Source organism: Leclercia sp. M50 (genome assembly GCF_037150775.1).
Lineage (GTDB): Bacteria > Pseudomonadota > Gammaproteobacteria > Enterobacterales > Enterobacteriaceae > Enterobacter.
Map to the genome: position 1 here is coordinate 18,405 of NZ_JBBCPK010000037.1, position 23,012 is coordinate 41,416.

At 52.8% G+C, this 23,012-nt stretch carries 19 protein-coding genes, 1 tRNA gene and 1 pseudogene; 10 read left to right on the forward strand and 11 right to left on the reverse strand.

What is annotated here, in order from left to right; all coding sequences use genetic code 11:
* Positions 1 to 3: 3 nt before the first annotated feature.
* Entirely contained in the window at positions 4 to 2,088 is a 2,085-nt protein-coding gene (locus WFM46_RS11145) for a S8 family peptidase (protein WP_336997634.1), read from the reverse strand.
* 369 nt (positions 2,089 to 2,457) lie between these two features.
* Here WFM46_RS11145 and WFM46_RS11150 point away from each other — a divergent pair, with 369 nt between their 5' ends.
* Entirely contained in the window at positions 2,458 to 3,126 is a 669-nt protein-coding gene (locus WFM46_RS11150) for a response regulator transcription factor (RefSeq protein WP_103177012.1), read from the forward strand.
* Positions 3,127 to 3,146: 20 nt separating this feature from the next.
* On the opposite strand, the gene tsaD is transcribed toward WFM46_RS11150, so the two are convergent.
* A complete protein-coding gene (gene tsaD, locus WFM46_RS11155) occupies positions 3,147 to 4,160 on the reverse strand; it encodes a tRNA (adenosine(37)-N6)-threonylcarbamoyltransferase complex transferase subunit TsaD (RefSeq protein ID WP_103177013.1) in 1,014 nt (337 codons plus the stop codon).
* A gap of 237 nt (positions 4,161 to 4,397) precedes the next feature.
* Here tsaD and rpsU point away from each other — a divergent pair, with 237 nt between their 5' ends.
* From rpsU to rpoD, 3 genes are all read left to right on the forward strand, one after another.
* Entirely contained in the window at positions 4,398 to 4,613 is a 216-nt protein-coding gene (gene rpsU / locus WFM46_RS11160) for a 30S ribosomal protein S21 (RefSeq protein WP_001144069.1), read from the forward strand.
* Positions 4,614 to 4,729: 116 nt separating this feature from the next.
* The gene (gene dnaG, locus WFM46_RS11165; RefSeq protein ID WP_103177014.1) at positions 4,730 to 6,475 is read left to right on the forward strand and encodes a DNA primase; all 1,746 of its coding nucleotides are present in this window, start codon (positions 4,730 to 4,732) and stop codon (positions 6,473 to 6,475) included.
* A 122-nt stretch (positions 6,476 to 6,597) separates the two neighbouring features.
* Entirely contained in the window at positions 6,598 to 8,487 is a 1,890-nt protein-coding gene (rpoD, locus tag WFM46_RS11170; RefSeq protein WP_255410825.1) for an RNA polymerase sigma factor RpoD, read from the forward strand.
* Positions 8,488 to 8,548: 61 nt separating this feature from the next.
* Here the strand turns inward: rpoD and mug are convergent, their stop codons facing one another.
* Positions 8,549 to 9,055 carry a G/U mismatch-specific DNA glycosylase gene (mug, locus tag WFM46_RS11175; protein WP_114316751.1) on the reverse strand — a complete coding sequence of 169 codons (507 nt, stop codon included), beginning with the start codon at positions 9,053 to 9,055 and terminating at the stop codon, positions 8,549 to 8,551.
* A 125-nt stretch (positions 9,056 to 9,180) separates the two neighbouring features.
* Here mug and WFM46_RS11180 point away from each other — a divergent pair.
* From WFM46_RS11180 to WFM46_RS11205, 6 genes are all read left to right on the forward strand, one after another.
* Positions 9,181 to 9,256 (forward strand) — tRNA-Ile (locus WFM46_RS11180).
* Positions 9,257 to 9,373: 117 nt separating this feature from the next.
* Positions 9,374 to 10,162 (forward strand): hypothetical protein, encoded by a 789-nt coding sequence (locus WFM46_RS11185; RefSeq protein WP_114316749.1) that lies wholly within the window; start codon positions 9,374 to 9,376, stop codon positions 10,160 to 10,162.
* A 135-nt stretch (positions 10,163 to 10,297) separates the two neighbouring features.
* Complete coding sequence (locus tag WFM46_RS11190) at positions 10,298 to 10,501, forward strand: helix-turn-helix transcriptional regulator (RefSeq protein ID WP_077226360.1); 204 nt, start codon at positions 10,298 to 10,300, stop codon at positions 10,499 to 10,501.
* A 117-nt stretch (positions 10,502 to 10,618) separates the two neighbouring features.
* The gene (locus WFM46_RS11195) at positions 10,619 to 11,734 is read left to right on the forward strand and encodes a YagK/YfjJ domain-containing protein (protein WP_114316748.1); all 1,116 of its coding nucleotides are present in this window, start codon (positions 10,619 to 10,621) and stop codon (positions 11,732 to 11,734) included.
* 27 nt (positions 11,735 to 11,761) lie between these two features.
* Positions 11,762 to 12,325 carry a hypothetical protein gene (locus WFM46_RS11200; RefSeq protein ID WP_336997635.1) on the forward strand — a complete coding sequence of 188 codons (564 nt, stop codon included), beginning with the start codon at positions 11,762 to 11,764 and terminating at the stop codon, positions 12,323 to 12,325.
* A 152-nt stretch (positions 12,326 to 12,477) separates the two neighbouring features.
* On the forward strand, positions 12,478 to 12,648 hold the full coding sequence (locus WFM46_RS11205) for a hypothetical protein (RefSeq protein WP_175637237.1): 171 nt from the start codon (positions 12,478 to 12,480) through the stop codon (positions 12,646 to 12,648).
* Between the two features lie 1,184 nt (positions 12,649 to 13,832).
* Here the strand turns inward: WFM46_RS11205 and WFM46_RS11210 are convergent.
* The 8 genes and pseudogenes from WFM46_RS11210 to WFM46_RS11245 form a co-directional block, all read right to left on the reverse strand.
* Positions 13,833 to 13,970, reverse strand: a complete 138-nt coding sequence (locus tag WFM46_RS11210; RefSeq protein ID WP_327061316.1) for an HNH endonuclease signature motif containing protein — start codon at positions 13,968 to 13,970, stop codon at positions 13,833 to 13,835.
* A 112-nt stretch (positions 13,971 to 14,082) separates the two neighbouring features.
* A pseudogene (locus tag WFM46_RS11215) lies at positions 14,083 to 14,822 on the reverse strand (IS3 family transposase); the annotation flags it as partial.
* Between the two features lie 567 nt (positions 14,823 to 15,389).
* On the reverse strand, positions 15,390 to 16,394 hold the full coding sequence (locus tag WFM46_RS11220; RefSeq protein ID WP_000851062.1) for a LacI family DNA-binding transcriptional regulator: 1,005 nt from the start codon (positions 16,392 to 16,394) through the stop codon (positions 15,390 to 15,392).
* A 29-nt stretch (positions 16,395 to 16,423) separates the two neighbouring features.
* Positions 16,424 to 17,824, reverse strand: a complete 1,401-nt coding sequence (locus tag WFM46_RS11225; protein WP_062779778.1) for a sucrose-6-phosphate hydrolase — start codon at positions 17,822 to 17,824, stop codon at positions 16,424 to 16,426.
* A complete protein-coding gene (locus WFM46_RS11230; RefSeq protein ID WP_114316744.1) occupies positions 17,824 to 19,194 on the reverse strand; it encodes a sucrose-specific PTS transporter subunit IIBC in 1,371 nt (456 codons plus the stop codon). Before WFM46_RS11230 ends, WFM46_RS11225 begins: the two co-directional genes overlap by 1 nt.
* Positions 19,195 to 19,329: 135 nt before the next feature.
* Entirely contained in the window at positions 19,330 to 20,847 is a 1,518-nt protein-coding gene (locus tag WFM46_RS11235) for a carbohydrate porin (RefSeq protein WP_114316742.1), read from the reverse strand.
* A gap of 165 nt (positions 20,848 to 21,012) precedes the next feature.
* Positions 21,013 to 21,936, reverse strand: a complete 924-nt coding sequence (locus WFM46_RS11240) for an aminoimidazole riboside kinase (protein WP_114316740.1) — start codon at positions 21,934 to 21,936, stop codon at positions 21,013 to 21,015.
* A 299-nt stretch (positions 21,937 to 22,235) separates the two neighbouring features.
* Positions 22,236 to 23,012: IS3 family transposase (locus WFM46_RS11245; RefSeq protein ID WP_336997636.1), on the reverse strand; the 777-nt coding region annotated here is incomplete at its 5' end.

A 23,012-nucleotide genomic window follows, 5' to 3' on the forward strand; every position in this document is an offset into this window, starting at 1 on the left:
CGATCATTTACAGGTGTTGTTCGACGCCCCCTCTTCACGCCATACGCCCCAATTGCTGAAGCCTTTGCCCGGCTCTTCCTGGCCCGGGTTGACGTACCACTGGTTAAACCAGATTTTACCGTTGTGGGACACTTTGGTGCATTTCACCGGATAGGCAATTTTTGGGTTATAGGCCGGAACGGTCTCTTTGGCTGGGGTTTCATCCTGGGCCGGAGTTTCATCCTGGGCCGGGGTTTCGTCCTGGGCCGGGGTCTCGTCCTGGGCCGGGGTCTCGTCCTGGGCCGGGGTCTCGTCCTGGGCCGGGGTCTCGTCCTGCGCCGGGATGGCCGGCTTGCTGACCTTAATAGTCATGCTGTCCTGCGCTGTGCGGCCGTCCGCGCCGGTGGTGGTCAGGGTAAAGACCGCATCGCCCTCGGTATTCGCCGGGATCACCGCGTAGGCATGGGCGCTGTTCACGCTGCTGCTCAGGGTACCGTTCAGGTTCTGCTGCACAAAGAAGGTGCCAGCGCCTTTGGTCACGCTCCAGTTATACGATTTTGCATTGAGGCTTTGGCTGCCGTCCAGCGGCCAGGTTTTCACCCCCGACGTGGGTGACTCCATGCTGTAATCCGCGCCCGCTGCTGCCGTCGGCGCCGGCAGGGTATCGCCCCCATCCTTCAGGGCCAATATTTTGGCCGCCGCCCGCGCCATATCCGGCTGGGTGCCGATGGTCTGCCCGGTGCCGCTGGCGGCCGGTGTTCCGGTCTCCTGGAGGATTTGACGCATCTGTAGCGGCGTCACGGTGATCCCATGCGCTTTGGCGATCCCAGACAGGCTGGCCACCACGCCCGCCACGATGGGCGTTGCGGATGAGGTGCCGTTGAAGCTGCTGGTATAGTTGGCGTTAGGGGCGTTATAAAGCGGGCCGTAACCGGTGGTGGTGACATCGTTGCAGCCCCAGGAGGAGCTGGTGACGCGCTTGCCGTAAGTACTGAAGTGGGCGCGTTTACCATCTTTGGCACAAAGCGCGCCGACGATAATCGCCCCGGAATCGCGAACGTTGGTATCCCACTTGCCGTTAAAGCCCGGCGCATCCAGGTTGATATTGCCGTTGCCTGCGGCGGTGACGACAAACACCCCTTTGTCAGTCAGGGCTTTGATAACATTGAAGTAGCTCTGATCGTTTTCAATCGGTATGTAGCAGTTTTTTTGACAGGTACCGGCCACTTCACCGCCGTAGGTCTGCATGTTCAGCGACACCACGTCCCCGGCTTTGAGCTGAGGGATCAGCTTATACAGATTGCTTGAAGGCCAACCGGCATAGCCCACCTTGCTCTTCCAGCTCAGCCCACGCACCCCGGCCCCGATATCCCGCCCGGCCAGAATACCCATGGAGGCTGTTCCATGTTCCCGCTCAGAGCAGGTGGCACTGGTGCTGGTGGCACTGCCCTGGCTGAACGCGATGGGCGGTAAATTGACATGTTGCGGGTTCCAGGCGCAGTTTTCTGAAGAGACAAGGGTAATATCTTCCCCCTCATTGCCTTTATAAAGGTTGACACTGTCGCGGTTAACCCCGCCCATAAAATAGCCCGCGCGCTTTTCATCCGGCGCTTTTAAATAATCCTGGAGATGGCGAAAATCCGGCACTGAAACCGCACCGAGGCTGCCGCTGGATGCTCTTAAGCCAGGTCTGACGGCGCTGTTCTCTCCCTGCTCCTCTTCCAGCGAAACGGGAAGTGATTCCGGATAGACCGCTTCAATATTTTGATTATGTTCCAGCTCGCTAATAATGCTGTTGATGTAGTTCTTATCCTGGTTCTTATCGCCCGGCAGATTAATACGCAAATAGCGATCGAAGCCGTAGCGCTTATTTATCGCCGCCATTTCGGTGGTATTTTTATCGGCGGGATACATGGCGGTGGCTGCCAGTGAAGGGTCGCTCAGGGTCAGCGAAGGCTGGGCGCCCGCGTCTGTCGACGGTTTCAGCTTAACAATGATCGCATCGTAGGCAACGCCCTCCTCCGCCAGGGTGGCCTGAGGTAAGGTATCGGCCCAGGCGGTGCTGGAGACGATCGCACAGATCAGTAACGATAAAATTCTTTTTTTCATTTTTGCCAACGTTCCTTAATGACATTTATTTATGTGAAATCCCTTTTTTCACAATGAAAGAAAATCATCATCCAGCCAATAAGAGCCTTCTTCTAATAAATAAGAACTGTCTCTACGTGTATTAGTTTCCCGATCTTTTTTGAACGCGAAAATGTCAACCGCAACGCAGAGTAAAAATAACCAAAATAATATGCATAACGCGAAAACAACAGGCACTCAGGCGAATAATACCAGCCGCCATAGCGCAAGACATTTCTAATATTAAAAATATCTTCCAAAGGATAATTAATACGCTCTCGCGGGGGTTAAAATTGGTTTTATAAATACGCTGGCCGTTATCGTCTCAGCGTTCAATGCTGGAGAATTACGATGCGATTAAATTTAACCATTGCCGATGAGCACCCGCTGATTCGCCGGGGCGTCCGGGCGATGATCGACGACATGAATAGCGCTGGCGCAGCGATTGCAATCAACGATGAAACGGAGTCGACATCCGATCTGCTGAAAACGCTGACCCGAGAGCTTCCCGATATCCTGCTGCTGGGCTACACGCTTAACGGCGCCCACAGCGCCGATCCGCTAAGCCGTATGGAGGGGCTGGCGCTGGTAAAAGGCCTGCGCCAGCGTTTTCCGGGGCTCAAAATACTTCTGCTGGCCCGCTACAAAAATCCGCAGCTTCTCCGTCTGGCCATTGAGACAGGAGCAAAGGGGTACGTTAGCCACAATATAAACGCGAAAACCCTTCGCGACGCGCTCACCTGCTTAATGAATGACGACGTCTACGTCGAACCGGCGCTGCTGGAGCTGCTCTTCCCCGGTGAAAAGCCGGCCGCGGAGACGCTCTCCGCCAGAGAAGTGGACGTGCTGCGTTTACTTTGTAAAGGAGGGAGCCTGACGGATATCTCGCGCCGCATGCACCTGAGCATTAAGACCGTGAGCGCGCATAAAATTCGGGCGATGGAGAAGCTGCGGGTGAAAAATGACTGCCAGCTCTACTGCCTGCTGGCCCGCACCCGGATGTTTGATATTACCTTTTAACATCCGGGCCGGGTGAAAGATCAGGCCGCAGGCAGTTCGGACAGTGGCCAGCGCGGGCGCACGGAGACGCTGAGATCCGCCGTGGCGTTCGATTTCAGACGCACCATACCGGCATAGGCGATCATCGCCCCGTTATCGGTACAAAATTCCGGGCGGGCATAGAAGACTTCACCGCGGCGTTTTTGCATCATCTCAGCGAGCTTCGCGCGCAGCGTGCGGTTGGCGCTAACGCCCCCCGCCATCACCAGGCGCTTAAAGCCGGTCTGATCCAGCGCGCGTTTGCACTTGATCATTAAAGTATCCACCACCGCATCTTCAAAGGCGCGGGCGATGTCAGCGCGTGTCTGCTCGTCGTCGTCATTATTCCGGATGGTATTGGCGGCAAAGGTCTTCAGACCGGAGAAGCTGAAATCCAGACCCGGACGGTCGGTCATTGGCCGCGGGAAGACAAAGCGCCCTTCGGTGCCCTGCGAGGCCATTTTCGACAGCATCGGGCCGCCAGGGTAATCGAGCCCCAGCAGCTTGGCGGTTTTGTCGAACGCTTCACCCGCCGCATCGTCAATGGACTCGCCCAGCAGTTCGTACTGGCCAATACCGGTGACGCTGATCAATTGCGTATGACCGCCGGAAACCAGCAGCGCCACAAACGGAAATTCAGGGGGATTCTCTTCCAGCATCGGCGCCAGCAGATGCCCTTCCATATGGTGAACCGCGATAGCCGGAACATCCCACGCGAACGCCAGCGAACGTCCGATAGTGGCGCCCACCAGCAGCGCCCCCACCAGACCCGGACCCGCCGTGTAGGCCACAGCGTCAATATCTTTTGCCGTAAAGCCAGCCTCTTTCAGCGCCGCCTGGATCAGGGGCACCGTTTTACGCACATGGTCGCGAGAGGCCAGTTCTGGCACGACGCCACCGTAGTCGGCATGCAATTTTACCTGACTATACAATTGGTTGGCGACCAGCCCTTTTTCATCGTCGTAGATCGCGATGCCGGTTTCATCGCAGGATGTTTCAATACCCAGTACACGCATGACTTGTTTTACCTCACTCAGATACCGCGCAGTGTAGAGCCTGGGCGGGTTGATGTAAAACTTTCCTCACCCCTGGAGTTCACTTCGTGTATACTCCTCACCCTTATAAAAGTCCCCTTTCAAAAACGGCCGCGGTGCTTTACAAAGCAGCAGCAATTGCAGTAAAATTCCGCACCATTTTGAAATAAGCTGGCGTTGATGCCAGCGGCAAACCGAATTTATAAAGGTGAGAGTTACATGCCGGTAATTAAAGTACGTGAAAACGAGCCGTTCGACGTAGCACTGCGTCGCTTCAAGCGTTCATGCGAGAAAGCAGGTGTTCTGGCTGAAGTTCGTCGTCGTGAGTTCTATGAAAAACCAACGACCGAACGTAAGCGCGCTAAAGCTTCTGCTGTGAAACGTCACGCGAAGAAACTGGCTCGCGAAAACGCACGCCGTACTCGTCTGTACTAATCTATTGAGGACGCACGTCCTCAGTCGTCAGACAGAGTAGTAGTCGTAAGGCCGTGCTTCCGGAAGGAATGCGCGGCTTGTTTTCGTTTATACGTTCCTAAAAATTTCTGGGGCCTATGGCTGGACGAATTCCACGCGTATTTATCAACGATCTGCTGGCAAGAACCGACATTGTCGATCTCATCGACGCGCGGGTAAAGCTGAAGAAGCAGGGCAAGAACTATCACGCGTGCTGTCCATTCCATAACGAAAAAACCCCCTCTTTCACCGTAAACGGTGAAAAGCAGTTCTACCACTGCTTCGGCTGTGGCGCGCACGGCAACGCCGTCGACTTTTTGATGAACTACGACAAGCTCGAGTTCGTTGAAACCGTCGAAGAGCTGGCTGCCATGCACAATCTTGAAGTGCCTTATGAAGCAGGCAGTGGCCCCAGCCAGATAGAGCGTCATCAACGACAAACGCTGTATCAGCTGATGGATGGCCTGAATTCGTTTTACCAACAGTCTCTCAAGCAACCTGCTGCTGAGCCTGCGCGTCAGTATCTGAACAAGCGCGGACTGAGCGACGATGTTATTGCGCGTTTCGCTATTGGTTACGCCCCGCCCGGCTGGGATAACGTGTTGAAGCGTTTTGGCGGCAATAGCGAAGATCGTAAATCACTCATCGACGCGGGCATGCTGGTCACTAACGACCAGGGACGTAGCTATGACCGCTTCCGCGAACGGGTGATGTTCCCTATTCGCGACAAGCGTGGCCGGGTAATTGGTTTTGGTGGCCGCGTGCTGGGCGATGCCCTGCCGAAATACCTCAACTCCCCGGAAACCGATATTTTCCATAAAGGCCGCCAGCTGTATGGCCTGTATGAAGCCCAGCAGAATAACGCTGAACCGCAGCGGCTGCTGGTGGTCGAAGGCTATATGGATGTGGTGGCGCTGGCGCAGTTCGACATTAACTATGCCGTGGCGTCGTTGGGTACCTCTACCACTGCCGACCATATCCAGCTGCTGTTCCGGGTGACCAACACGGTCGTCTGCTGTTACGACGGTGACCGGGCCGGACGCGAAGCCGCCTGGCGCGCGCTGGAAACGGCGCTGCCTTATATGACCGACGGGCGCCAGTTGCGCTTTATGTTCCTGCCCGACGGCGAAGACCCGGATACGCTGGTGCGTAAAGAGGGCAAAGCGGCATTTGAAGCGCGGATGGAGCAGGCTCAACCGCTCTCCACGTTTCTGTTTAACAGCCTGATGCCGCAGGTAGATTTGAGCACCCCGGATGGCCGCGCCCAGCTGAGCACGCTGGCGTTACCGCTGATTACTCAGGTGCCGGGCGAAACGTTGCGCATCTATCTGCGCCAGGAGCTGGGCAAGAAACTTGGCATTCTGGATGACAGCCAGCTTGAACGTTTAATGCCAAAACTGGCTGAAAGCGGAGCGGTTCGCCCCGCGCCTCAGCTAAAACGCACAACCATGCGTATACTGATAGGACTGTTGGTGCAAAACCCGGAGCTGGCCCCACGCGTGCCCTCTCTGGCGGGTTTAGACCACGAAAAGCTGCCCGGACTTGGCTTATTTGCAGAACTGGTCAACACTTGTTTGTCACAGCCAGGTCTGACCACCGGGCAACTTTTAGAGCACTATCGCGGAACAAAAGCGTCCGCAACCCTTGAAAAACTGTCGATGTGGGACGATATAGCAGATAAAGAAATTGCTGAAGAGACCTTCACCGACTCGCTCAACCATATGTTTGATTCGATGCTTGAACTGCGCCAGGAAGAGTTGATTGCTCGCGAGCGCACACACGGTTTAAGCAGCGAAGAACGCCGGGAGCTCTGGATGATTAGCCAGGAGCTGGCAAAGAAATAACAGAAAGACAAAAGTATTTAACGGCTTAAGTGCCGAATATCGATCGGGTAGATCCCGACAGCCGCACTGAGAGGCAGCGGCAAAAATACAAGTACGCCCTCGCTTTAAAGGTTGGCAGCCGTATCGCCGACACCAATCAAACGAATAAGTGTGGATACCGTCTTATGGAGCAAAACCCGCAGTCACAGCTGAAACTTCTTGTCCAACGTGGTAAGGAGCAAGGCTATCTGACCTATGCCGAGGTCAATGACCATCTGCCGGAAGATATCGTCGACTCCGATCAGATCGAAGACATCATCCAAATGATCAACGACATGGGTATTCAGGTGATGGAAGAAGCCCCTGATGCCGATGATCTGTTACTTGCTGAAAACTCAAACAACACCGACGAAGATGCAGAGGAAGCTGCTGCACAGGTTCTGTCGAGCGTTGAATCTGAAATCGGCCGCACCACCGACCCGGTTCGCATGTACATGCGCGAAATGGGTACCGTTGAACTGTTGACCCGCGAAGGCGAAATTGACATCGCTAAACGTATCGAAGACGGGATCAACCAGGTGCAGTGTTCCGTTGCCGAATACCCGGAAGCGATCACCTATCTGCTGGAGCAGTACGATCGCGTTGAGGCAGAAGAAGCCCGCCTCTCCGATCTGATCACCGGTTTTGTCGATCCGAACGCGGAAGAAGACATGGCCCCAACGGCGACGCACGTCGGTTCTGAACTCTCTCAGGAAGAGATGGATGATGACGAAGACGAAGACGACGAAGATGGCGATGACGACAGCAGCGATGATGACAACAGCATCGACCCTGAACTGGCTCGCGAGAAGTTCGCTGAACTGCGCGCGCAGTACGTTGTCACCCGTGACACCATTAAAGCCAAAGGCCGCAGCCACGCAGCCGCTCAGGAAGAGATCCTGAAGCTTTCTGAAGTGTTCAAACAGTTCCGTCTGGTGCCAAAACAGTTCGATTACCTGGTAAACAGCATGCGCGTGATGATGGATCGCGTACGTACCCAGGAACGCATCATCATGAAGGTGTGCGTTGAACAGTGCAAAATGCCGAAGAAGAACTTCATCACCCTCTTCACCGGCAACGAAACCAGCGAGACCTGGTTCAACGCCGCTATCGCGATGAACAAGCCGTGGTCTGAAAAACTGCGCGACGTGACTGAAGAGGTACATCGTGGCCTGCAGAAACTGCAGCAGATTGAAGAAGAGACCGGCCTGACCATCGAGCAGGTAAAAGACATCAACCGTCGTATGTCCATCGGTGAAGCGAAAGCCCGCCGTGCGAAGAAAGAGATGGTTGAGGCGAACTTGCGTCTGGTTATCTCTATCGCCAAGAAGTACACCAACCGCGGTCTGCAGTTCCTGGATCTGATTCAGGAAGGCAACATCGGTCTGATGAAAGCGGTTGATAAGTTCGAATACCGTCGTGGTTATAAGTTCTCCACCTACGCAACCTGGTGGATCCGTCAGGCGATCACCCGCTCTATCGCGGATCAGGCGCGCACCATCCGTATTCCGGTGCATATGATTGAGACCATCAACAAGCTCAACCGTATCTCCCGCCAGATGCTGCAGGAGATGGGCCGCGAGCCGACGCCGGAAGAGCTGGCCGAGCGCATGCTGATGCCGGAAGACAAGATCCGTAAGGTGCTGAAAATCGCTAAAGAGCCAATCTCCATGGAAACACCAATCGGTGATGATGAAGATTCGCATCTGGGTGATTTCATCGAGGATACCACCCTCGAGCTGCCGCTGGACTCTGCCACCACCGAGAGCCTGCGTGCCGCCACCCACGACGTACTGGCTGGCCTGACCGCCCGTGAAGCGAAAGTCCTGCGTATGCGTTTCGGTATCGATATGAACACCGACCACACGCTGGAAGAGGTGGGTAAACAGTTCGACGTTACCCGCGAACGTATCCGTCAGATCGAAGCGAAGGCGCTGCGTAAACTGCGCCACCCGAGCCGCTCTGAAGTGCTGCGTAGCTTCCTGGACGACTAATTCGTCCTGATGTTAAAAAAGCTCCCTACGGGGAGCTTTTTTATGGCTGACGCTTCAGAGCCTAAAGCCCCCGCACCACCAGCGCCTCGTCCAGCTCCCGGTACGCCTCCACCAGCTTCTCCAGCGTTGCCCGGTTCAGGCCGCTCGGATTGGGCAGCACCCACACCTGCGTTACGCCGATGGTGATCTTCTGCTTTCCCCACTGCACCCCACGCTGGCTAAAAGCCTGCTCATACGCCTGCTTGCCGAGGACCGCCAGCGCCGCGGGCTGATAGTCCTCAATCTTCTTAACTAACTCGCGCCCGCCGCTGCGTAGCTCATGCAGGTTTACCTCACTTGCCTGCACCGTGGGCCGCTCCACCAGCATGGTGATGCCGCAGCGGGTATCCAGCAGCTGCTGCTCCTCTTCCGGCTTGAGCAATTTATCGGTAAACCCGGCCTGGTAAATCACTTTCCAGAAGCGATTACCGGGATGCGCAAAGTGAAAACCAGTATGGGCGGAAGACTTGCCCGGATTGATGCCGCAGAACACCACCCGCAGGCCTGGCGCCAGGATATCGCTGATCATTATTACTCCTGCTTATTGATTCAGGCTTTAAGTATAAAAGATTGAAAATGCATTGTTTATAAAAACAGCAGGCAGGTGCGTATGGCTGGATTGCCGCGAGCAGTTACTTTATAATCCTCCGCCACGGCCCCTTAGCTCAGTGGTTAGAGCAGGCGACTCATAATCGCTTGGTCGCTGGTTCAAGTCCAGCAGGGGCCACCAAGTTTATCAAGGACTTAGACAGGAAACTGGCTAAGTCCTTTTTGTTTGGGTGAAATACAGGTGACGTAATGGGTGACGTTACTTCACCGTCACTTCCTATCGAGAATAGAAGGCTGTATGGATTTTTCAGAAATACTGGGTAAAAAGGTTCAGCAGCAAATTCAGCGTAACAAGCCGGGACCAAAAGACTGCGTCAGTCTGTATAATATTTTGCGCTCGGCCAAACATCACTACACACTCGCCACATATGCAGATCTTTCTTCAGCCCTCCTGACACTTCTGTCCGGTAAATTTGATATAAAATTCTTTATAATTAACAAGGACACAATCGTAGATACAGAGGTGATAAACTTTGGTCAATGTCTCGAATTGGATTACAAAAAAGGAAAACTGACATCTCCAGAGTTGGCGAATTATGTTGCCATCACTCCTACCCTGCTTCTGTCAGGGATCAATGAGTCTCTGTCAAATGAATCACTTCATACGCATGGCTTCTTACGTAACGAGATAGCGCCACTCCTTGATTTCGAACTTATGAATGTGGCTGAAGATAAAACGAATGATAAAGAAAAATATAGCCAAAGACTGGCAGAACGTGAGATTCAAAACCCTCCTCCGCTGAAAGGGGAAAACTATGCTATCAAGCGAGAAGAGTTACTGATCGCAGCTCTGGCGATTATTGGTCAAAATAAAAAAGACGGCAAAAAAATTATTGTCCCAACGATTACAGACCTTCTTGATGAGATCGAAAAACAAGCTAAAAAGTTTTGGCCTTCCACAGAGACATTACCTATGTCCCGCAAAGAAGCAGCTGAACAGCTCGGTTTTGCACTGAATCTATTTGCACGCCAGATTCAAGACCTTGAAAGCCTTAGGGCAATGAAAAAACAAAAAAGAAAAAATTAGGATAAAGAAAGAGTTGCGTAAGATCCTCGATGACCTTTCAGAAGGTGCGGAAGTAAACTCAATCTTAATCTGATTAACTCCTGATGATTTCAATACACTTCATTGGGAGTTAGCAGTTTGAAAAACAAATCATCCATGTCTGACAGAGTTATTGCCCTACACCAACCTCAGCGCCTGATTCGCATCAATGCAATGCTTGAACTTCTCGATTGCAGCCGTACCACCCTCTATCGTTGGGTAAAGTCTGGATATTTTCCTAAGCCACTGATGCGGAGCGGTAAAACGCTCGGCTGGCCCGCTAGTTTGTATGAAAACTGGCTTGCACAGAACGATAAATGAGCATTGTGTCAAAGGGCTGGAGTTTCCAGCCTTTCTTTTGCCTGTTGATGCAACCAGTTGAAACAATAAGCGCATCAATTCAGAACGGTGCAGCGAATCGAGCCTTAATGTAACTCCATGATAAATAATAAAACTCCTAGCAGAGATCCTATTCCTCAGAACCCGGTAATTAATAATATTACCCGGAGCTCTGCTTATCCTGTCATCAGACCTGGTGGGGAGTTTCTCTATGACAATGTCCTCTGGCCAGTCATGCCTGAAGAGAGCCAGCAGAATACTAAAATCATGAATTCACTGTTCCGGACCGTTGATAAAACTTACCGCAGCTGCTCTCGTTTTCTGGCAGTACGCTATGACTTTCACCTGCCTCAGTATAGCCCTGACAATAATGTTATTACGGAGTTTCATCAGCTGCTGATTCCCGCCCTCAGGAAGATCTATCCCAAAAGTTTCATGCGGGTATTTTGGGTAAGAGAGCAGAATAAGGCCCCCGCTCAGCATTACCATTATCTTCTGATGATGGATGGCAACGCTGTCCGCCATCCTCACAAAATTAACCAACTGGTGAAGTGCTATTGGAAACACGCTACTGGCGGTAGGGTCTGGCTACCTAAGCATGGATACTATCTGGTTAACCGGGACGATACCGAAGCTTTAACGGCATTGCTTCTAAGGGTTAGCTACTTTGCCAAGCGCTACTCAAAAACGCATGTCGCTGACAATATTGGCCTTTCCGGAACTCAACACTACTCATGCCTGAAAAAAGCCAGGCGCATTAAACCAGCTCAATTACAGATTAATCCTGCTTCTTCTGTGCCTGCACAGGAACATTGCCCTTTGCCCGGTAAGCTGGATTCTCTTTTTGCTGAAAAGGAAAACAGGGCTCAATTCAGTCAAATTGAAAACGAAACGCCAGAGGCCCTGCTCGCATATGTAACGATGCTGGTGGATAAAAAATCATTTCGTAGTAAAGCTCTTTTAAGAGCACTACGGCGACTGCATGCGTTTAAGAAAATCAGTCCGTTAATCACACCGTCCAGCACCATTAATTCAAGCACTAGTCCACATTGGCTGCGTCACTTTGAGCGCTACTATCGTGAATACTGGCCTTGCAATATTAGCGTTACGCAATATTGTCACTGGTATTACCTTAATCCAGGGACTGCAAGTCGTTACCTATGTAATTACCCAACGAATTTAATCAACCCATGGTTATTGAAAGCTTGGCTGTAGCAAATCACTAAAAATCAGGAGGGGTAAATGGATACTGAGAATAATAATGAATATGACTGGGGTCTTATCGAAAAAAACATACGCCGTATATATGGAAACAAAGCATATCGACGTATTACAGAGGATGAATGGTGGAGATGTAAATATTTAGAACGCCGAAAAAAGCTTAAAAAACAATTAGCACTAAAAAGAGACTTTGTTGTTAAGCCGTTGTTATTTCCTTCTTTTTACGATAATCCAAACACTATGGTGAAGAAAAATCGGCGAAACGGTCAACGCGGTCGGTGGAATATCGATAGGTTTTCCAGAAGAATTTATATTAAAGATTTGGGATCGCTTGATACCGTGGCGCATTTATTGACAAAAATGTCATGGCATCCCCACCACTCATATATTTTTGCTTTAGCACTCTATCCCGGCGTAACCAGCCAACAATTAGCAGATCACCTCGGAATGACCAGCTCAAACCACAGAATGGTATTTCGACGTTTGAACAATGACCTCTATCTCGTTGGCTGGCAATTTGTTTCATGTCAGATGGGTGCTCAAAACAAACCATGGGGCTGGTATCTGGAGAAATTTGAGGCGTGAACAGCGGATGAGATCAGGTATATCTGATCTCATCCGCTTTGCCTGTTCTGATACGTCTGATTAGGGTGGCCCTATAAATCACCAGACACTTCGCCTCTCTGAAAATAAGAGGTAGTCTTGGACCTATGTTTAACACCAGTCAGAATAATAAGATGGTTGAAGTTTTATCAGGAGCTGAACGGCGTCGCCGCCGTGCACCGCAGGAAAAAATAACCATTATTCAGCAGACAATGGAACCCGGTATCCGCACCATGCTCGACGGCAGCAACATCGGTTCATCCCCGCAGATGCGGGGAACGCTTACACCCTCACAGCGCCGTTAGCGCCGAAATCGAAAACCATTGGTTTTCATCCACAGGGAAAACAACTAAGAGTAAATTACACCAGCAGTAAAATTTGATATGAGCCGACGCGCCCAAAACATGCAAATTCCTTGATTTTAGTGATGAATGCTCAGTGGCTAAGATAAGCAAACTAAGCCTCATAAAGGCTAAATTACAGTTGATAGCAAAGTTATCGGAAGATAATTGAAAGTTTTCCCGCTAACGACCTATAAACCTGGGGACCGGATAAATGAACGTAGAGCAGAACAGGCAAGATGAGTGGCGCGCCATAGAGGAAAAATTATTGTTAAGCCATTGGTATTCCCCTCTATTTTTGCCGACCACAAAACTAAAGTGAAGAACAATCGACAAAACGGGCAACGCGGTTGGTGGTTTATAGATAACTTTTCCAGAAGAATTGACATTGAAAATTTGGGACCTATTGATAGCGTGGCACAACTGGTAAGGAAAATGTCCTAGCATCCCCATCACATCTATATTTGGGCTGTGGCCACTTACCCCGGTGTAACTAGTCAACAGTTAACAGATTGCCTGGGAATGGCCAGTTCAAACCACAGAATGGTATTTCGGCGTTTAAACAATGACCTCTATCTGGTGGGCTGGCAGTTTGTCTCATGTCAGGTGGGTGCTCAAAACAAACCATGGGGCTGGTATCTGGAAAAAATCTAAGAAGTGATCACCTGAAATGATCAAGTTCATCGGATCACTTCAACTTTGCATGCGCTGATACCTCTGATCACCTATCCCCAGAAGGCTATCATCGTTCAAAGCCGCACCCTGACAGAAGTTGGTAATGATTTTGGTGATTTGATCAGAGAAGTAAACGACACATAAACCTTTTGATCAAAACGCGGAAAAAATTTCGCTTGTCTCGTTACGGGTGATCAAAACAGTGATCAAATGATCACTCTGACGATACTCCTGGTTCTGAAATGGCTGCGAACAGTAAAGTCACAGGTTGCAGCAAGAATGACGGGTAAACCTGCTAATGGGAAATAGCAGCCCGACCCAGCGAGATTTGCATAAATCTCCTGCTGGTGATATTCCACTCAATATGGCAGTCCAAGACAGAAATGGCCATTCGTGTATGGAACCTGATAGAACTCATCTGGGGCTCCGCAAAGGCTCGGGTATTTTGTCACCGGCAGAATCAGACACGATACTTACACTAACATGATGCCATTGAAGGGATCCAAACGTTCTTGTCCGCTTTGACAAGCTCGCCATGACTTTATATGGCTGGCACGAAGTAATGCAGGAAATGAAATCCCGGTGAAAGGACAAGATGGAAAAAGTTTCATACATTCAGCTATGAACCAGCCCTGTCCAGCTCTGGCGGCAATCAATTGCTTGCGGGTAGTATCATCAAGACTTAAATCATCCTTTAGTGCCTGAATATCCCTTACCTCTTCAGAACAGGTCGAGAACAACGGCGAGGTACGCCCAGCGCTTACCTGTCAAGATATAGGTCACATCACCGCACCACACCTGGTTTGGCTCTGTTACAGCGAACTGTCGCTCAAGATGATTCGGGATAGCTACGTGCTCATGACCGCCACGCTTATACCGGTGAGTCGGCTGCTGGCAACTGACCAGCCCCAGCTCTTTCATGAGCCTGCCAGCAAGCCAGCGCCCCATCTGGTAGCCTCTCTGGGTTGCCATTGTGGCGATGCTTCTTGCTCCGGCCGAACCGTGGCTGATGCCATGTAGCTCAAGTACCTGACTGCGTAATACAGCCCGTCTGCCGTCTGGTTTTTCAGGACGGTTTTTCCAGTATCTGTAGCTACTGCGGTGAACCCCGAACACGTGGCAGAGAGTGGTCACAGGATAACGCGCCCTGAGTTTCCCGATTATCGAGAACTGTTCAGGGAGTCCGACATCAAGAGCGCGGTAGCCTTTTTTAATATATCGTTTTCCATTTCAATGCGTTGTAGCTTTTTCTTCAGCTCACGTATTTCAATCTGTTCTGGGGTTATAGGGGAGGCTTTAGGTATTTTGCCCTGTCGTTCATCCCGCAACTGCTTTACCCATCGCGTCATGGTAGAAGGACCCACATCCATAGCACTGGCCGCAGCTGCAACGGTGTAGTTCTGATCAAGGACCAACTGAGCGGATTCGCGTTTAAACTCTGCTCTGAAATTTCTTTTTTTCATTGAGGCACCTGTAATGTTCTGAGGTGAGCATATCACCTCTGTTCAGGTGGCCAAATTCAGTAAACCACTTCAGTGCCGGTTCGGTTATCTGTTGGTGGTCAACCAGAAAAAGCTAATGCTTTTACGTAATAACCTGTAAAAGCCGTTTTGCTTTATCACTTACTGCCCTGGCAGGGGCAGTAAATAACTGTCGTGATAAAGTAATTCGGAAACAACCAGAGGTTTTTCTCTGCCATTGTACATTCATAGCTGCCGGTAGGCAGGCCATTCGGCAATCTCGCCTGCCTGTTACCTGAATGGTTCGCTGGTAGTCCATCAAAGTGAACATAAAACGCAGTACTTTCTTTAAGGTGAGCAACGTCCGCTCCTGGCACAAAACGGACTGTCATTGTCAGGCATTTTGTCAGCGGTCAGTTAATCCAGTCTCCCTGCGTGAGGCCAGGCAACTGCTCAAACGCCCTAATATGGTCGTTACCAGCACGATGCCGGCGCCAATGGTATGCCCGGCGATCGCCGGGCCGTTCAGACCAATCGGCATCCGCGTCGCTATTCAAAAATACTCAGTTATTACTGATGCCGAAACTGCAGCGTTGCGGGCAGGTAGCGTTGTAGCGTTTCGGGCGTATCGCCCTCGATCAGCTGGCTTATCAGATCGTAGCAGTGCCAGGCCAGCTGGCGATTATCCTGCTGGACAGTGTCGATACGCAGCGACAGCGAATCATAAAGATAGTGATCGTCAAAGCTCGTCAGATGAATATCGGAGTCGAGTAAATGGTGCTGGCTCATATAGCGCAGAACCCCTTCGAGCAGCCCGCAGGCGGCGGTGAATAGCGCCTTGGGCGGCCGCCCAAGGCGCGCGCAGAGTGCGGCAAACATCTCATAGCCGGAGCTGGGGTGGTAATTGCCGTTGATCACCCATTCCGGGCGCAGGGCAATACCCGCCTGAGCCAAACCCTGCGTGAACCCGGTCAGACGATCGCGGGAGGGCGACAGACGCGCCTGACCGCCTAAAAACCAGAACTCATCGCTATGCTGAGGCGCGATGCGGGAAATCAGTTCCGCCGTTGGGGTAATCGAATCGGTCATTACCAGCGGCAGCGCGCTTTCATTGGGGCACCGGTCAAACAGCACCACTGGCAGCTGTTGGCTGAGTTTGAGATAGTCGGCATCGTTGTGCATACAGGAAGCGACGATCATCCCGTCGACCTGGCGGGCAATCATATTATTGACCACCACGCTCTCCTGACCGGGGTTTTCATCAGTACAAGAGATCAACAGCTGGACGCCCGCCTCGCGGCACAGCATCTCCAGCTCATGGGCAAAGACCGCAAAGCCGTGGTTGGTAATCTCCGGCACCACCAGCCCGATGGTGTGGCTGCGGTTGTTGCGCAGCGAGCGGGCATGAATGCTTGGCTGATAGTGATGCTTACGGGCAATCGACAGTACGCGCTCACGCGTTTCCTGCGCCACGCGCAGCTCCTTGCCACGACCATTCAGTACCAGGCTGGCGGTCGCTTTGGAGACGCCAGCCTGTTCGGCTATATCTTTAATGGTTACGCGTTTGGTTTTCATTACGACGCCATGAGCCTGAAGCAAAACGCTTATTCTACCATGCAAGTTCGCAGCGGCCAGTAGCAGAATGCGTCCGGCGTGATGCCGGAGAATGTTAGCTGACCGGAGCAGGCCGGGAAGTAGCGGCTGCTCATCACCCCTTCACCGCCGTTTATGAAAATCTCCACGCTCGACTGGTCGATGAAAACGCGCAGCGAGCGGACGTTTCCGCGCCAGTAACGATAATGCATCTCGTCGCTGGCGAGACTGCGTCGGGCCAGGCGGAGTCCGCTGGCATCGCACTCAAGGGTTAATACGCCGCCAAAATCGAGGCTCAACATATCGTCCCCGCGGGTTTGCAAATCGATTTCCATCGGTGCCAGCGGCAGGGCGTTCCCCGACCAGCCGTTCGCTTCACCGCGCAGGGCGCTCAGTTCCCGTAGCGGACGCTGATAGAGCTGACCGTTGATAAACTCCAGCTCACGCAGGCAGGTCATCTGATGGATCCAGCCGTTGATGAGGGTCGGCTGAAGCATCTCTTCGCCCTCCGGCACGCCCATCCAGCCGACCAGCAGACGACGGCCATCACTGGTAAGCATGGTTTGCGGGGCGTAGAACTCAAAGCCGGCGTCCAGTTCGTGCAGTTCGCCATGGCTGAAAGCGCCACTAGCGTAATCAAACTCGCCCGCCATCCATACTGCCGGGTAGGTGTTCAGGTAACACTTTTCCTCGCGGGCAATCCCCTGCGGACAGCAGATTAGAATATGCTGGTCGCCGAGAGGAAAAAGATCCGGACACTCCCACATATAGCCGACGTCGTCGAGGCCATTGATGCCGTGGCCGGCGATTTCACTCATACTCGTCCACTGATGGAGATCCGCAGAGCTGAACAGCAGCACCTTGCCGCGCTTTTGCCGATCCTGCGCACCCAGCACCATGTACCACAGGTCTTCGTGTCGCCAGACTTTTGGGTCGCGCACGTGGCCGGTGTAGCCCTCCGGCAGCGGCAGGACCGGGCCGATTTTGCGGAAGGTGCCGTCGGCGCTTTCCCTTGCCAGGCATTGCCAGGCGGTTCGCCCTCCGTCGGCAAACTTCACGTTGCCGGTATAGCACAGGGTAAGCGTACCGTTGTTATCCACCGCGCTGCCGGAGTAGCAGCCGTTACGGTCATACTCTTCGTCCGGCATCAGCGCAATGGGCTCATGCTGCCAGTGTAGCAGATCGGGGGAGCTCCAGTGCGCCCAGCACTTAAACGTATGATCGCAGGCGAGCGGGTTCCACTGATAAAACAAGTGATAGCGTCCGGCAAATTCGACAAAGCCGTTGGGGTCGTTCATCAGCCCGGTGACCGGCGCAAGGTGCCAGCGCGGATAGTGGCTATCGGCCAGCGCACGTGGCTGGCCCTGTATTACTGCCTGCAAAATCGCAGGCAGTCGTGATGGAAGAGACATTATTCAGCGTCCGTTTTGTATTTCAAAACCAGGGAGACCGTAAAGGCGACGCCAAAGGCGATAACCATCCCGATAATGTAGTTCAACAGCGAACTGGCCTGCACGATGGCCATGCCGGGGATCGCTGTCAGGCCGACCGCGGTCATGTAGACGTGTACAGATACCACCCATGCGCCGCCCGCCGCACCACCAATCAGCGCCGCAATAAATGGCTTCACAAAGCGCAGGTTGATACCAAAAATCGCCGCCTCGGTGATGCCCAGCATGGCGGAAAACGCCGAGGGCAGAGTAATGGCTTTAATTTTTGCATCTTTGGTTTTGAACCACACCGCCAGACAGGCTCCGCCCTGAGCGACGTTGGCCATCGCCCAAATCGGCAGCAGGAAGTTGACGCCGATGAAGGGATTGCCCAGCAACCCGGCTTCAACCGCGTGGAAGCTGTGATGAATACCGGTAATGACGATAACTGAATAGAGACCGCCAAACAGTAACCCGGCGAGCCAGCCGGCGTGGCTAATCAGGGTGCTGAGGACAAACGAGATACCGTCGCCCAGTGCGCGACCGGCCGGGCCGATAATCAACAGGGCGATAAAACCGGATATAATCACCGTCAGGAACGGCGTCAGGATCAAATCCAGGGCATCGGGGATTGCGCGACGCAACTGCTTCTCAACGATGCTCATAAACCATACTGCCAGCAGTACCGGGAACACCGTACCCTGATAGCCGATCATGGCAATTTCGAAGCCGAAAAAGTTCATGGTGTGGAAACCCGCGGCCACGCCCCAGGCGTTAGTCAGCGCTGGATGAGTCAGAATGCCGCCAAGCGTCGCGCCGAGATAAGGATTACCGCCGAATTCGCGGGCGGCGGTAAAGCCAATCAGAATCGGCAGAATGATAAATGCCGCCGAGCTGCACATATCCAGCATGATGTAGATGGCGTTGCCCGGGTCAACCCAGCCGTATGTTTTGACCATTCCCAGCAGACCCATCAGCAGACCAGAGGCGACGATGGCAGGGATTATCGGCACGAAGATGTTTGATAGCAGGCGGGCGATGCGCTGGAACGGATTGAGCTTTTTTGCCGCGATGTCGGCGGCTTCCGATTTGCTGGATTCGCTAATACCCGCCGCCTGAGTAAAGGCAGCGTAGACCTTATTTACCACCCCGGTGCCGAAAATAATCTGCATCTGTCCGGCATTACGAAAACAGCCCTTCACCCCTTCAACTTTGCCGATGGCCTGCTGGTCGGCCAGCGAATCATCGACCAGCACCAGGCGCAGGCGCGTGGCGCAGTGCGCGGCGCTGGCGATATTTTCTTTGCCTCCAAGAAGCGGAAGCAGCGAGCAGGAAATCTGTTCAAAATCCATAGTACCCTCTTAAGGCTTAAACATTTTTATGTTGTCGTCCCGCGTTCACGGGAGCGCTTTTTCTGCGTCTTAGTTGAGTCCGGGGTGACAAAGATGCTCTGACCCCCGGCTATTCCTGTCATCAGGCGTAAGCCGTCAGAACCAGGTTTCCATCTGCATACCGAAAGACCATTCGCCGCCCGAGTTAAAACCGTCACTGCCCAGGGCGTCGTCGCTGGCGTAATTATTCAGTTTTTTGCTCCAGTCCATCCAGGAGCTATAGAAACGAATCTCCGGGCGACTGAAGAAATCACCGATACTGCCGACCTTAAATGTCGGGGCGAAGGTGAGCTTGTAGAAGCTACCGTTCACCGCCTGACGATCGTTATAACCTTCGGGTTTAAGATCCATGTACTGGTAGCTGCCTTCGTAGGCGAGAGCGAAATTCTGATTGATTGCCTGAATCAGACGCAGGTTGAATGTTGCCCACTGATAGCTGTCGCCATCGGCATAGCGGTCTTTACTGCGTTGCGCCAGCATTGCCGGGGCAACAGACCAGTTTTCGCTGAGCGGCGTGGTGCCGTAACTGGCAATGCGCCATGTGTCGGCTCCCGGACGAAGTGCGCCATCAGATCCGATACCTTTAACCTCTGCGCCCAGACCATGACCATAAAGCAGAGCGGTTTTACTGCTACCGTCGCGCAGGCCGTAGAAACTGTCGTTATGCAGGCCGAGCAGCGCATGCACGCCGGTGTTTGCCGCATCGCCTTTTACCAGATTGCCGTTGCTATCTTTACGCTCGTCGTTATCCTTCGCCCGCAGACCGCTGACCATCATCTGCAGCGGACCTGCGAAGTGATTCATGGTGAGGATATAGTTCTGCACGCTGTTGCTGGAATCATCAATGTCGCCGAAGTTACGCCCGTACAGGGAGAAATTACTCCGCAGGCCGTCGTTCCACTTCACGTCATAGATACCACCACCGGTACCGGCGAGGAACACGACATCAGAGTCAATCCAGTGAATATCGAAATTGTCGCGGTCGAAACGTTTCCCGGCCCACAGGGTGGAGCCCTTAAATGGCCCAGCGAACGTCGGCAGGTTACCCAATTCGACAAAGGCCTGACGAACGTTCAGATCGCTGGTGCTTGCAGTCCAGTCGTTATAAGAGGTTTGCCCGTCGGCGACCATCACCTTAAAGCGGGTCGTGGCCCCATTATCCAGGGTCTGCTTATGTTCAAGATTCATTTCAACATAGGTATCGGCCTGATTTCCCAGACGGCCGATAGCTCCGCCGGTTTCACCTGCCGGCGTTATGTAGGCTCCGGGTTTGGTGCTGGCGCCGGAATCATTCATTATCACGCCGGAGCGGGCGTAACCGTGAAACTCAAAGCCGCTTTTGTCATCGGCTTTTTTCTCAAGTCTGGCGGTACGCTGAGCCACTTCATGAGTCGAGTTCTGGTTTTTTTGCTGCTGCGCGGTGAGTTGCTGAACTTTTTTCTCCGCCGCCCCGGCGCGGTTTTCCGCCATTTGCGCCCTGTTTTCTGCCTCCTGCAGGCGTTTTTCCAGCGTGTTGAGTCGGGCTTCAATGGTGCTTATATCCGTTTGCGCATGGGCTGAGGCAGCGCTGGTTAGCAAAGCGATAAGCATAGCAAGTGTGCTTTTTCTGTACATGCTGTTGGCATCCCAAAAGTAAAAATGGAAAATGATAATTTTTGCTAAACCGGTTTAGTTGTTATGTTAAGCCCGACCTTTATTTTTCTTAAAACAAATATGCTAAACCGGTTTAATAAATGTGATGCATGCAACAAAGTGAGCCGCGCAAAGCGGCTTTAAGGATTAAAACTGACGGTTGAGATCGCGCTGATAGGGCAAGGCGGTCATCGCACCTTTGGCTGTGGTGGCCAGGGCGCCGCAGGTCTGTGCAAGCGTGAGTGTCGGTTCCAGTGCGGTTATGTCCGTTGGCATCCCGTTAGCCGCAAGGCTGGCGAGCAGTCCGGCGACAAATGCGTCTCCCGCGCCGGTGGTGTCCACGCTGGCCACAGGCCGGGCGTTGAAATGGGTAAACTTCTGCTGAAACGCGGCAAGCACCCCCGCTTTGCCCCGGGTCACCAGTAGCAATTCCGGCTGATAGCGCTCCGTTACGCTGGCGATTCCGTATGCTAAATCATTACTGCTGCTGATGAAGACCAGCTCCTCTTCCGATAGCTTTACCACGTTGGCCATGTGCAAAGCGCGATCGAGGCAGGCTAGCAGCAAGGCCTGATCCTGCCAGAGATCGGGACGAATATTAGGGTCAAAGCTGACCCGACCGCCGGCAGACCTGATGCTCTCCATCGCCGCGAAGGTAGTGCTACGGCTGGGCTCGGCGCTGAGCGCGATGGAGCAGACGTGCAACCACTGTCCGGCGGCAAACTGTGGCAGGTCTTCTTCAACCAGGAACAGATCCGCGCTGGGGCGTACCATAAAGGTAAAGGTGCGTTCCCCCTGGTCGTCAAGGTCGACGACCACAGTGGACGTGCGGTGCTGATCGTCGAGATACATATGGCTGACGTCGACCTGCTCCTGTTGCAGGGTATGACGCATGTAGCGGCCAAACGGGTCACCGCCGACGCGGCCGATAAATCCGCTGTTGCCGCCAAGGCGGGCAACCCCTACCGCCACGTTAGCCGGCGCGCCTCCAGGGCACTGCAGCAGGCGCCCTTCGCTCTCTGGCAGCAGGTCCACCACCGCGTCGCCCAGAACCCAAACTTTTGCATTCATGCTAAAACCCTCCAAAGCTAAACTTAATTAAACCGGTTTAGCATATTAAATCACAGTGACCGAGTGGGTGGAACGTTCCAGCCGGAAAAGCGCGGCTTATGACATAAAAACGTGAGCCGCCTTATGAAATAGCGTTGATTTGACAGCTGTGAAGACTGACGTCCTGGACACAAAACGTTACTGAGCGAAGAAGGCCAGACGTTATCAGGTCGGTCATGTATGACTGCGGGCACTGCCTGCCAGAGCCGTTCCCGGATGAACTGGCGGATGAATTCAGAATGTGAATCGCCACGGATAATCTAGACACTTCCGAGCCGTTGATAATACTGGTTTTCATATTCTGTCGGTGACATCTGATCGCTAGAACCATGCCGACGCTTACTGTTATAAAACATTTCGATGTAATCAAAAATATCGCTGCGGGCTTCTTCCCGCGTTCCGTAGAACTTTTTCTTTATCCGTTCGCGTTTCAACAACTGGAAAAAGCTTTCTGCAACCGCATTATCGTGGCAGTTACCGCGACGGCTCATGCTGCCCTCCAGTCCGTGTGATTTCAGGAACGACTGCCACTCATGGCTTGTGTACTGACTGCCCTGATCCGAATGAACCAGCACCTGTTTTTGGGGATTACGCCGCCATACAGCCATCAGCAGTGCGTTCAGGAAAATGTCCTTTGTCATCCGGGATTGCATGGACCAGCCGATAATTTTGCGTGAGAACAGATCAACAACCACAGCAAGATACAGCCAGCCTTCGTGGGTCCTGATATAGGTTATGTCGGTTACCCAACGCTCATCCGGAGCATCCGGATTGAACTGTCGCTGGAGCCTGTTGGGCGACACAATACTGGCCTCGCCTTTACGAGCCCGCGGGCTCCGGTATCCGACCTGAGCCTTTATCCCGACACGTTTCATCAGTCGCCAGACTCTGTTGACTCCGCACTGTTGCCCGCTGTCCCGCAGATTCAGATGGATCTTGCGATAACCATAGACGCATCCCGATTCCAGCCAGAACTGTTTAATCTGTCCTGTCAGTCTCAGGTCTGCCCGATGGCGTTGTGAATGCGGCTGCTGAAG